Source organism: Paenibacillus sp. S33 (assembly GCF_053615415.1).
Window position 1 is genome coordinate 417,482 of sequence record NZ_JBSIEZ010000001.1, and the last position, 12,214, is coordinate 429,695.

General features: G+C 49.2%; 11 protein-coding genes, 1 pseudogene and 1 riboswitch. Of the genes and pseudogenes, 8 read left to right on the forward strand and 4 right to left on the reverse strand.

From position 1 onward, the window contains the following. Positions 1–66: 66 nt before the first annotated feature. Positions 67–966 carry an L-serine ammonia-lyase, iron-sulfur-dependent, subunit alpha gene (gene sdaAA / locus ACWGXJ_RS01880; RefSeq protein ID WP_071639258.1) on the reverse strand — a complete coding sequence of 300 codons (900 nt, stop codon included), beginning with the start codon at positions 964–966 and terminating at the stop codon, positions 67–69. Beyond that, a complete protein-coding gene (sdaAB, locus tag ACWGXJ_RS01885) occupies positions 956–1,645 on the reverse strand; it encodes an L-serine ammonia-lyase, iron-sulfur-dependent subunit beta (RefSeq protein ID WP_254350720.1) in 690 nt (229 codons plus the stop codon). Before sdaAB ends, sdaAA begins: the two co-directional genes overlap by 11 nt. A gap of 211 nt (positions 1,646–1,856) precedes the next feature. Beyond that, positions 1,857–1,972, reverse strand: a riboswitch (glycine riboswitch). Positions 1,973–2,187: 215 nt separating this feature from the next. Between sdaAB and ACWGXJ_RS01890 the strand changes: the two genes are divergently transcribed. The 8 genes and pseudogenes from ACWGXJ_RS01890 (at position 2,188) to ACWGXJ_RS01925 (ending at position 10,834) form a co-directional block, all read left to right on the forward strand. Then, positions 2,188–3,786 carry a DUF6359 domain-containing protein gene (locus ACWGXJ_RS01890; protein ID WP_452566029.1) on the forward strand — a complete coding sequence of 533 codons (1,599 nt, stop codon included), beginning with the start codon at positions 2,188–2,190 and terminating at the stop codon, positions 3,784–3,786. Between the two features lie 325 nt (positions 3,787–4,111). Further along, complete coding sequence (locus tag ACWGXJ_RS01895; protein WP_452566030.1) at positions 4,112–5,143, forward strand: ABC transporter ATP-binding protein; 1,032 nt, start codon at positions 4,112–4,114, stop codon at positions 5,141–5,143. Beyond that, positions 5,121–6,047 carry an ABC transporter ATP-binding protein gene (locus tag ACWGXJ_RS01900; RefSeq protein ID WP_452566031.1) on the forward strand — a complete coding sequence of 309 codons (927 nt, stop codon included), beginning with the start codon at positions 5,121–5,123 and terminating at the stop codon, positions 6,045–6,047. Before ACWGXJ_RS01895 ends, ACWGXJ_RS01900 begins: the two co-directional genes overlap by 23 nt. A 14-nt stretch (positions 6,048–6,061) precedes the next feature. Continuing rightward, positions 6,062–7,030, forward strand: coding sequence for an oligopeptide ABC transporter permease (gene opp4B, locus ACWGXJ_RS01905; protein WP_061831945.1), 969 nt, complete (start codon positions 6,062–6,064; stop codon positions 7,028–7,030). 28 nt (positions 7,031–7,058) lie between these two features. Then, entirely contained in the window at positions 7,059–7,967 is a 909-nt protein-coding gene (locus ACWGXJ_RS01910) for an ABC transporter permease (RefSeq protein WP_013308435.1), read from the forward strand. Between the two features lie 42 nt (positions 7,968–8,009). Next, on the forward strand, positions 8,010–9,830 hold the full coding sequence (gene opp4A, locus ACWGXJ_RS01915) for an oligopeptide ABC transporter substrate-binding protein (protein ID WP_452566032.1): 1,821 nt from the start codon (positions 8,010–8,012) through the stop codon (positions 9,828–9,830). A 65-nt stretch (positions 9,831–9,895) separates the two neighbouring features. Next, a pseudogene (locus ACWGXJ_RS01920) lies at positions 9,896–10,072 on the forward strand (LysR family transcriptional regulator); the annotation flags it as partial. A 6-nt stretch (positions 10,073–10,078) separates the two neighbouring features. After that, positions 10,079–10,834 carry a LysR substrate-binding domain-containing protein gene (locus tag ACWGXJ_RS01925; RefSeq protein ID WP_452567849.1) on the forward strand — a complete coding sequence of 252 codons (756 nt, stop codon included), beginning with the start codon at positions 10,079–10,081 and terminating at the stop codon, positions 10,832–10,834. A gap of 27 nt (positions 10,835–10,861) precedes the next feature. Here ACWGXJ_RS01925 and ACWGXJ_RS01930 read toward each other — a convergent pair whose 3' ends face one another. Continuing rightward, positions 10,862–11,512 (reverse strand): amino acid ABC transporter permease, encoded by a 651-nt coding sequence (locus tag ACWGXJ_RS01930; RefSeq protein ID WP_039270255.1) that lies wholly within the window; start codon positions 11,510–11,512, stop codon positions 10,862–10,864. 14 nt (positions 11,513–11,526) lie between these two features. Then, entirely contained in the window at positions 11,527–12,186 is a 660-nt protein-coding gene (locus ACWGXJ_RS01935; protein WP_023986681.1) for an amino acid ABC transporter permease, read from the reverse strand. Positions 12,187–12,214 lie beyond the last annotated feature (28 nt).

The following is a 12,214-nucleotide window of genomic DNA, read 5'->3' on the forward strand; positions in this document are numbered from 1 at the left end:
AGAGCAAGCATACGTCCAAGGACGATAGGCTTGCTCTTTTATTTTAAGGAGGCTACCGCTTATAATTTATGACTTATCTTTCTTGGTTGGTGTGTTGCGTGTAAGTGATTCGGTCAAACGCTTGCCAGTCGGCGTCTGGGCCAACCCGCCTTTGGCGGTCTCGCGGTGCTTCGACGGCATCGCACTGCCGACTTCAAGCATCACGTCAATGACTTCGTCAGACGGAATAGCGCTGCGCACACCCGCCAAAGCCATATCTGCTGCGGCAAGTGCAGTCACGGCTCCCAGCCCGTTGCGCACGATGCACGGGATCTCCACGAGTCCGGCGACGGGGTCGCAAATCAGGCCGAGCGTGTTCTTAAGGGCGAGACCCACGGCGTGAACAGCCTGTTCAGGCGTACCACCGCGCAGCTCGACCATAGCGCCAGCGGCCATCCCGATAGCTGAGCCAATCTCAGCCTGACAGCCTCCCTCCGCGCCAGAAATGAAGGAGTTGTTGGCGATCACGTAGCCAATGGCTCCAGCGGCGAATAGGCCGTTCACCATATGCTCATCATCCCAGCCGAACCGTTCCTGCGCACTGATGAATACACCAGGGATAACCCCACATGAGCCTGCGGTAGGCGTGGCGACAATGCGACCCATGGATGCATTAACCTCCGACACGGAGAGGGCATAAGCCATGGCGAGCGCGGAGGCATCACCGGAGCAGGTTTCCCCTGCCCGCAGATACTCGGCTAGGCGCTTGCCGTCACCGCCCGTCAATCCACTGCGGGATACGGTGTCTTGTGTCTGACCGCGATGAACGGCTTCCTTCATGACTTCATAATAATCAGACATTTGGCGAAAGATTTCTTCCTCCGTTGTATTCGTTTCTTGTACCTGCTCTTGAATCATCAAGCGGCCAATCGTGGTGGATTCTTCAGCGCATAAAGCGCTGATCTCATGCAGATGGCTAAACCGCATCGGATTCAGCTCCTTTTTTCAAATTAATCATCTTAATTTCATACATATGAGGTAAAGAACGCAGTTCCGCAATTAGTTCAGCTGGAGCAGAACTGTCCGTTTCAATGGCGGTGAGTGCTTCACCATCCCGGCCCTTGCGATCTACGTGCATATAGGCAATGTTAATGTGAGCCTCGCCCAGCGCTGAAGTTATCGCGCCCAATGTACCGGGCTTATCCGAGTGGAGAAGCACCAGCGTAGGCAACTCCCCGGTCAGATTGACCCGGAATTCATTCAGTTGCTGGACATGGATGCTGCCGCCGCCGATGGAGGAGCCCAACAGTGTGCGCTGATCCTCGCCCTTCCACAGCTCGAAACGGACAGTGTTCGGATGAGGGGCGGGGAGTCCGCTGACGGCGAATTCCACGGCCATCCCGGCTTGTTCGGCCCATTGCTCGGCATCGGGAATCCGGTGATCGTCCGTATCGTAATTAAGCAGTCCTGCGATGAGCGCCAGATCTGTACCGTGTCCTTTATACGTATCGGCAAAGGAGCCGTATAATGTCATGCGGGCACGGTCAGGCTGCGCTCCGAGCCAGTGCCGGGCAACGCGTGCGAGTCGCACCGCGCCTGCGGTGTGTGAACTGGAAGGTCCGGTCATGGCCGGGCCGATAATGGAAAATACATCTTTGAAACGCATGGTGTGGCCCCCTGTATGTTCTAATACCATACTATATGGTATTTCCGCGTCTTTGCGCGTTTATGACGGTTCCTAATGCTGACGCGCAATGTGAGCACAAAAAAGGACAGGATAAGGAAGTTTCCCTTATCTCTGTCCTCGTTACCTGAGAGTTTCGTGCGGTGTTCTTACCGCCTTACCCCTTGGGTGGCTTGCGCTCTCTCCAGAGTTGCGTCAGATGACGATACATGGACCTGAGAGATTATCCGCCAGCCGGGTGCTGGCGTCTTGCTCCTTCGGTGCCGCCAGAGTGTAGGCTCCCTGGACAGACTCTCCCGTCATCTTCATTCGCGTATACCGTTCTACATGTCTTCCTTAGGGTAATGTATGCCGTGCTCGGTGTCAATCACAGGGTTCAATTTTTACATAAACAGGTGCGTTACCAATAAAAAAGATTAAAATTTACATAATTATGGATGAAATCAGGAAGGAATTAGAAGATTGGCGGCTAATCTGATAAAGAACAAGTACATTTTTGGAAAACATAGGAGGGATATTGACGTATGGTAAAAGGCTTGCGGTTCACAGGTTCACGCTTAAAAGGGATGCTGCATCTAGCAGCAATCGTATCACTGCTGATCGGGATCTTCGTACCATTCGGTCAGGTCAAGGCAGAGGGAGCATTGACAGTAGCCGAAGCACTTCAGAGCCAAAGTAGTGGAGGTACGGTGACGGTGGAAGGCTACATCGTCGGACATGCTACCGGATCGAAAACGGCTAACTTTTCTTCTCCGTTCGCGAATGATTTTAACGTACTGATTGCCGATCAGGCAAATGAACGTAATACGTCTAATCTATTGGATGTACAGCTGACTTCAGCGTACAGAGGGCAATTTGGGCTGTCAGGCCATCCTGAGCTGATCGGCAGCAAAATTCGTGTGACGGGTACACTTGGCGCCTACAATAATTTTGGTGGAGTGAAAAGCCCAAGCGCTGTTGAACTGGTGAGCGGAAGCGAGCCGGGGGAACCAGGTGAACCTGGCGAACCTGGCAACCCGGGTCAACCCGGTACTACATTGCCGGATGGAAAAGGCAAAAAGGTGCTGTTCGATAATACGCACGCACAGACCGCTGGTGCAGCAGATTGGGTCATTGAAGGCGCCTTCTCCGACTTTGCCAATGGACTGCGTAATGTAGGCTTTACGGTAGACCAATTGAATCGTCCCATTCCTTTTACTTATGGAGAGCAGGCCATAACATATGACAAGCTGCGCCAATATGATGTGTTCATTATTGGTGAAGCGAATGTTGCCTTTAAGGCATCCGAGCAGGCTGCTCTGCTGCAATACGTGAATAACGGGGGGAGCGTCTTCTTCATCTCCGATCATTATAATGCGGACCGTAACAAAAACCGTTGGGATTCCTCCGAAGTTATGAATGGCTACCGTCGTGGAGCCTATACTAATCCGGCCAAAGGCATGACTGCAGAAGAAGCTGCATCACCGGCGATGCAAGGATTAACAAGCTCCGATTGGCTGGCGACCAACTTTGGTGTTCGTTTCCGTTATAATGCGCTTGGTGACGTGAATGCTACTGACATTGTAGCCGCAGATCAATCTTTCGGTATTACCAAGGGTGTGCGCTCGATTGCAATGCATGCAGGATCTACGCTGGCTATTATTGATCCTACCAAGGCTAAAGGCATTGCTTATATCCCTTCAGGCACGAAAAAATGGGGGAATGCTGTAGACCAGGGAGTTTATAACGGCGGGGGCCGTGCAGAAGGGCCTTATGCCGCTATCTCCAAGGTAGGTCAAGGCAAGGCAGCGTTCATCGGTGATTCTTCCCCTGTAGAAGATGCTACACCGAAATATGTGCGTGAGGAAAACGGACAGTCGAAGAAGACATATGATGGTTTCGAGGAAGTGGATGATTCCACCTTCCTGGTGCAAACGGTCCAATGGCTTGCATGGAAGCAGGACTACACGAAATTGTCTGATGTGGCAGGTTTGACTCTGGATCAACCAACGAAGCTTCTGCCATTCGAGGAGCCTGCGGCTTCCACGGAACCGCAGGCTGAGCCTTGGTCTGCTCCGGCAGCAGGCTACAAATGGTATGATCCTAGAACGTTCAAGTCTGGCTCCTATGGAGCGGCTTCGTAATTATCGTGAGGAGCTCAATGTGAGCTAGTGTTAGTTAGTCGTTTGATCCCTGTAGAGGGATCAAACGACTTTTTTTGTGATGAAAATTAACCTGTGGTTGGTTATTTCATTACATTTTGTGCCAGAAAGGCCGCGCTACTGCTGGATCATTGATTTTTTAAATGATGTTGATAGCATAATCTTAATTGATATATCCATATACTGGTGATAGGATGTATTCAAATTATTCCGACAAAAACGGTATGTAATGTTCATGAGAGGTTTTAAACATCAAACATGGTGAGAATAAGCGGGACAAGACCATGGAGAATGGAGGAAGCGCGCATTGAATACCGAACCTGTGTTGGAAATTAAAGGATTATCCGTCTCTTTTCGCATCAAGGATCAATATCACCCCGCAGTCGACCATCTGGATCTGACGGTCAACCCCAATGAAGTGCTGGCTGTAGTCGGAGAATCAGGCTGTGGCAAAAGCGCGCTGGCGCTTTCTATCCCGCAACTGCATGACATGGAACGCACACGTGTAGAGGGAGAGGTCCTTTTTAAAGGCACGGACCTGAACCGTCTTTCTTCAGGGCAAATGAACAAAATCCGCGGAGCGGGCATTGGCATGATTTTTCAGGACCCGCTGACAGCACTCAACCCGTTGATGAGCATTGGCAAGCAGATTGAGGAAAATCTTGATTATCATACGTCACTATCTACGAAGCAAAAAAGGGAACGTGTGCTGGAGCTGCTGGAAAGTGTAGATATACCGAATCCTGTGCGTGTGTATGATCAGTATCCGCATGAACTGTCAGGAGGGATGCGGCAGCGTGTGATGATCGCGATTGCCATAGCTTGCCGACCTTCTCTTATTATTGCAGATGAACCAACTACTGCGCTCGATGTAACGATCCAATCGCAAATTCTCGACTTGCTCAAACAGCTTCAACAGGAGACTGAGAGCGGAATTATCCTGATTACGCACGATCTTGGTGTTGTGGCAGAAGTAGCCGACCGCGTGGTGGTCATGTATGCCGGAGAAATCGTGGAGAGCGCTGATGTTTTTGAATTATTCAGGCATCCACAGCATCCGTATACGCGTTCTTTGCTTGCTTCTATGCCGGGATCGCATACCAAGGGGGAATCACTGCATGTCATCGGCGGTATTGTTCCCTCATTACAAGATATCCCCCGCAATAGTTGCCGCTTTGCTCCGCGTATTCCTTGGATTCAGGAGAGAGTGCATGAAGACCATCCCCAACTAAATGAAATTTCCCCTGGACATTGGGTCCGTTGTACATGTTATCAGCATTTTCATTTTGAAGACGAGGCAAAGGGGGAGGCTGCTCATGGCACTACTAGAGTTAAATGATCTGAGGGTCCACTATCCGGTGCGCGGTGGTTTCTTCCAGCGTGTTATCGATCAGGTGAAAGCAGTGGATGGCGTGTCGATCAGCATTGAGGCAGGCCAGACATACGGGCTGGTGGGAGAATCCGGCTGTGGAAAAACGACGACAGGCAGGACGATCATCGGTCTAAATAAGCTGACGAGCGGACGGCTTCTGTTTAAAGGAAAGGACCTTGCAGCTCTGAGCCGTAACAATCGCCATCCACTGCGTAGAGATATTCAGATGATTTTTCAGGACCCATACTCTTCGCTCAACCCGCGTAAGCGCGTATTGGATGTCATTGCTGAACCGCTGCGAAATTTTGAAAGGCTGAGCAGTGAGGAAGAACGAAGGAAAGTACAGACGTTGCTGGAAAAGGTCGGCCTGAATGCCGATGCAGCCTACAAATATCCGCATGAATTTTCCGGGGGGCAGCGGCAGCGGATCGGGATCGCGCGTGCGCTTACATTAAACCCCAAGCTGATCATTGCAGATGAGCCGGTGTCGGCGCTGGACGTTTCCGTGCAGGCACAAGTGCTTAATTTTATGAAGGATGTGCAGCGGGAGTTTAATTTAACGTATTTGTTCATTAGTCATGACCTAGGTATTATCCGCCATATGTGTGACCAAATCGGTATTATGTACCGAGGACGTCTAGTGGAGCAGGGGAGCGAGCAAGACATTTATGAACGTCCACAGCATCTGTATACCCAGCGCCTCATTGCAACCATTCCCAATATTGATCCTACAAAACGACTGGAAAATGCCCAAAAAAGGCGAATGCTTTTATCCTCCTACAAAACAGAGCTACCCAAACATCTAGACGCGAGTGGAAAGCCGTTTGCACTAAAATCAGTAAGTCCATCCCATAAAGTCGCGCTACCATAAGGGGGGTACAGAATATGTGGAAATTTACACTGCGTCGGCTGCTGGTTATGATCCCTCAACTTTTTGCACTGAGTGTGCTTATATTTTTCCTAGCTAAGGCTATGCCGGGGGATGCCCTGACAGGACTTATTACTTCGACACCCAATCTGAATCCGGCCGCACTGGAAGAACAGCGACAAAAACTGGGGCTGAATGATCCGGTGTGGGTGCAGTATGGGAACTGGCTCGTCCAGCTGGCTCACGGGGATCTGGGCAAATCTTATGTACATAAAATTAGCGTTACCGATCTGATTGGCAGCCGTCTGGGGAACACGTTCTTTCTGGGCGTAGTAATTCTGGTTCTGACGTATCTGATCGCCATTCCGCTCGGCGTACTCAGCGGTCGTTATCAGCATAGTCTGCTGGACAAAACCGTAGTGGGCTATACCTATCTCAGCTTTGCGACACCTCTATTTATACTCGCGTTGTTGCTGCTGTACGTATTCGGATTCAGGCTCGGCTGGTTTCCAACCAGCGGCAGTGTGGATGTAGGCGTGGAGCCGGGGACATGGTCATATTACGTGAACAAGTCGTATCATCTCATTTTACCTGCGGTTACAGGCGCATTGCTCAGTACAACGGCTACGATTCAGTATTTGCGCAATGAGGTCATTGACACAAGACTGAAGGATTTTGTGAAAACAGCGCGTTCCAAAGGGGTACCCGAAGGTAAAATTTATTCCCGACATATTTTCAAAAACTCTCTATTGCCGATTGCTGCCTTTTTGGGCTATGACCTGACGGGAGTAATTGCAGGCAATATTTTTCTTGAATCTATTTTCGGTTATCCAGGGTTGGGCCAATTATTCCTCCAGTCCATCACTCAACGGGATTTTTCAGTCGTGAACGCGCTGGTCATGATCTCAGGCTTCTTGGCGCTATTAGGAACTCTTTTATCTGATGTCATCCTCAGCAAAGTCGATCCCCGCATTCGAATTGAATAGCGAACAAGTCTAGAGAAAGGGAGGGATTATGGTGTCTATACAGGTGGAGGAGGTCTTCACGCCGGAAATCATTCGTAAATCACCATCCAGTTGGTCTGTACTGCGTCGTGAGCTGGTGCGTGACAAAATGTCCTTGGTTTCCATTGGCTTTGTAATTCTGTTCTTGATCTTTATATATGCCTCTGTCCTGTTTGTAAATCAGGATGTAGTCACGACGGTCGATTTGGGCGCGATCCGTGAAGCTCCAGGCTCAGTGCATTGGCTGGGGACAGATCGAGCGGGCAGGGATATTTTCGGTCAGCTGGTCATTGGAGCCCGCAATTCCTTCACCATCGGCTTTACGATTACATTGTTATCCGCCGCTATTGGCTTAACGTTAGGTTTGTTGGCTGGTTTTTATGGGGGACTGGTCGATAACATCATCATGCGAATCATTGATTTTATTCTGGTGCTTCCGTTTTTGATGCTGGTTATCGTATTTGTCAGCATTGTACCCAAAAGCGGCATAGGGTCCTTTATTTTCATTATGACTGCCTTTTTATGGATTGGGAAAGCACGTCTGATCCGGGCCAAGGTGTTGTCGGAGCGCGAACTGGATTATGTGCAGGCTTCCAAAACTCTTGGCACACCTAATTGGAAAATCATCTGGTTTGGCGTGCTGCCCAATCTTAGCTCGGTCGTGATCGTCAACCTGACCCTCAGCCTCGCGGGAAATATCGGGATTGAGACCGGGCTTTCTTATCTCGGCTTTGGCTTACCGGAATCTACTCCAAGCTTGGGTACACTGGTGAGTTATGCCAATGACCCGGATGTTTTGCAGAATAGCTGGTGGATGTGGTTGCCTGCATCACTGCTTATTTTGGTGTTAATGCTGGCGATTAACTTTATTGGCCAGGCGCTCAAACGCGCCACGGATGCCAGACAACGATTGGGTTAACCGAAGTTCAAGGATAAGGACAATAACAAGGAGGGATTTACAATGGTTAAACGCTGGAAAAAAGGAATTCTGCCTGTTCTATCTGCAATTTTGGTATTTTCACTGGCCGCATGCAGCGGTTCGCCTTCCGCTTCAAATGGAGGGAAATCGTCTGACGGTACAGGCGGCTCAGGGTCCGACAGCAAGCAGGTGAATGCCACAGCGCTGGCGAAGGCGATCAAGAACGATAAGGCCCCGCTTAAGGGTGGCATCATCAATTATGCACTCGTGTCTGATACCCCTTTTGAAGGTATTCTGAATCCTGTATTTTATGAAGGCAATCCTGATTTTGAAGTCTTCCAGTTTTTCTACCCTTCTATGTTTTCGATTGACTCCAATCTAAATATTGACGATAAAGGGGCGGCGACGATTTCCTTTTCCCCAGACAATAAGGCGGTGACTGTCAAAATTGATCCCAAACTGAACTGGACGGATGGTAATCCCGTAACAGCGGAGGACTATGCTTTTTCCTATGAAGTGATTGGTCATAAAGATTACGAAGGTCCGCGTTATGATAGCTTTATGACCAACATTGTGGGCATGGAGGATTATCACGCGGGTAAGGCCAAAACCATTACTGGCATCAAGGTGCTGAATGAGAAAGAGGTTACCATTCACTTCAAGGAACCTAATCCTTCGGTGAAATCGGGGCTTTGGTCTACACCACTGGAGAAAAAGGTATTTCAGAATATTCCCGTGAAAGATATGGCCGGATCTGATCCTGTCCGTAAAAATCCGATTGGCTATGGGCCGTTCAAAATTAAATCTATGGTCACAGGTGAATCTGTGGAATTCGTCAAAAATGAAGATTATTTCCACGGTGAGCCCAAGTTAGATGGCCTTCATCTGAAGGTGGTGAACCCGAATGTCATTACCGAGGCGCTGAAAAGTGGAGAAGTCGACTGGGCCAGCTATCCAACCACCCGTTACAATGAGGCCAGTAATCCGAAAAATGTACAGTTTCTCGGTCAGGAGGAATTATCTTATAGCTATGTGGGCTTTAAGATGGGCAAATTCGATCAGGCCAAGAATCTAAATATCATGGACCCGAACGCCAAGCTGGCGAACAAGTCATTGCGTCAGGCCCTCGGCTATGCGCTGAATAATGAGCAGGTCGGCAAGCAGCTCTATCATGGACTTCGGATTCCAGCAACATCCCTGATTCCGCCTGCCTTTAAGGGATATCATGATATGAATGCAAAGGGCATCACGTATGACCCGGACAAGGCGAAAAAGCTGCTGGACGAGGCAGGCTATGTGGATACCAATGGAGATGGATACCGTGAGGACCCTAAGGGCAAGGAACTGGTACTCCATTATGCAGCAATGAGCGGGGATGCGACAGCCGAATCGCTGGCGAAGTTTTATTTGCAAAATTGGAAGGATGTCGGGCTTCATGTCGAACTGGTGGACGGTCGTCTGCTTGAGTTCAATTCTTTCTATGACCGTGTGCAAAAGGATGACCCCGGCATTGATATTTTTGGCGGCGCATGGAGTACAGGTACAGATGTAAACCCTAGTGGGCTGTATGGACGCGGAGCCAGCTTTAACTACTCGCGCTTTACCAGTGAAGAGAATGATAAGCTGTTGCAGGAAGGGGTGTCTGTGAAAGCCTTTGACGACAATTATCGTAAAGATATATACAATCAGTGGCAGGCGTATATGAGCGAGGAGGCACCCATCGTACCGACGTTATTCCGTTACTCGTTAGAGGCAGTGAATAATCGGGTAGCCAATTACGATATTACTCGTGGCAAGGAGTATGATGCAGACACGTTTGCGAATATTACGTTGACTGCGGAAAAAGCAGAAGTAGCCCAATAATCTCAAAAAAGCGCAATAACCTGAAGAAGAAGCGCGAACCGGATGGATCCGATTTTGCGCTTCTTTTGACCTTTTCATGCAATCATTCTGGGGATTCTCGAAGGGAGAGAAGGAAGACGGAAATACGTCAGCTTCAATACTTCATTGCTGTATGCGAGGAACTACATTTTACGAAAGCTTCGGAAAAGATCGGAATCTCCCAACCCACGCTTAGCTTGCAAATCAAGGCGCTGGAGGAGGAATTGGGCATGACGCTTTTTGACCGTGCAGGTAAGAAAATTAAAATGACAGATGCCGGGAAATTGTTGCTGCAACACAGTGCACATGCGCTCAAGGATTTACAGCAAGCAAAGGCTTCCATTGAGGAGTTGCGCACCGAGCAACGCGGGAGTTTGCGGATTGGTATTGCATTACCGGAGCTGGAGGAGTCATTGCATGAAATGCTTATCCATTTTCATCAGTCATTTCCTAGAGTCAGCCTGCACATCCATTCATCATTTGATGTAACAGAACAGCTGCTGGATAACCGAATGGATGTTGGCATTACGCTGCATTCGGGTACGGATGAAAGGCTTGTCCAGTTTCCTCTTCGTACGGAGAACTATTGTCTTGTTGTTCCGGTAGAGCATGTGTTTTCCGACCGTTCTTCCATTACGCTAGACGAATTGAGGCATGTACCCTGGGCGATGCAGCCAGAGTGTCATCCCGGCAGGAAGCTGATTGAGAAGTGCTTCCGGGATCGCGGGTATCCCTTTGCAACCGTCTTGGAGACAAATTCCATACCTTCAATCCTGCGCTGGGTGCAGGAGGGACTTGCCTTAACCCTACAGACGGAGTCCCTTGCGGCAGAATTGGATCGCTCACAATTTTGCACTGTACCTATTTTGTGCGGCGTGCTCCAGGGTCAGCTAGAGTTGATTTATCGGTCTGGCCGTTATCAGGGAGAAGCATTGAAGCGATTAATTGAAAAGATACAAGCTGTATTAACAGTGCGTTCCAACTAGTGGCAACGCTGATGAGTATCACGAGCTTTAATGTGTACGAACTTCCAGCCTGCGTGCAATCAGTGACATACTGTAATTGACAGCAAAGTACAGGAAAGCTGCGAACAGCAGGGCTGGAATGACAAAGGATTGATTTTGCCCACCGACAATCTGAATGTTATGCGTCAGCTCCGGCAAACTGATAATGACAGCCAGTGAGGTATCCTTGAATAGGGAAATGAACTGGCTGACAATCGGGGGCACCATGCGACGAAGCGCTTGGGGCAGAATGATATGCCATAAGGTTTGAGAGTAGCTTAGACCGGAGGAACGTGCGGCTTCCACCTGTCCTTTATGGACCGAATTCAGACCGCTGCGCACAATCTCGGCGATCATGGCTCCCTCGAAGATCGACAGGCCTGTAATGGCTGCCCACTTGAGGGAAATCGACAATCCGATGGATGGTAAAACCATACCGATGAAAAAAATAATGAGCAATAATGGAAGATTGCGAATGAGATCAATGATAAAGGCTGCAACCTGTGAAATGACAGGTAAGCGGGTATAGCGCAGGATGCCGAATAAGATACCGAGAACGAAGCTGAACACGATAGAGTAAATAGCAACCTCCAGCGTGAGCAGGAAGCCCTCCAGTATAAAACGCACATTAGGCCACACAAATAATCCACCGAAATCCATACGGGCTTCCCTCCTTAGGATGTTTTGGACAGACGCCGTTCCATATATAGTACAAGAAAGCTAAGCGGAACCGTCAAGATAAGATACAACAGCGCCGTGATGGCGTAGACTGTGATGGGCAGGAAGGTATCCGAGTTAATGAGGTCCGAGTAATACATTAGGTCCAGTCCGGCCACAATAGCCAGCACGGAAGAGTTTTTGACCAGATTAATGAATTGGTTGCCGATTGCAGGCAGTACAATTTTGATGGCTTGCGGTAAAATAATGCTGATCATCGTCTGGTTGTAACTCAACCCGGAGGACCTTGCCGCTTCAAATTGCCCCTTGGGCACAGATTGAATGCCGGCACGTATGGCTTCAGCAATAAAGGAGGCCGTGTATACGGTCAATCCAAGCGTTCCAGATACGAATCCGTCCAAAGGGATGCCCAAAGTGGGAAGCCCGAGATAAAAAAACAGTACGACGATCAGCAATGGGATATTGCGGATGACCTCTACATAGACGGTACCGATCCAGTTCAGCCATTTAAAAGGCGCAATTCGGAGGATGGCAATAATAGCCCCTAGAATAAAGCTTCCGATCAAGGCAATGACACTAGCTTGAACGGTATGAAGCAAGCCTTCTCTGAAACGGTCGCTATGATCAAAAAGTACGTTGATATCAAAAGTAAGCATCTGTGAATGTACCTCCTTATCCAGACCT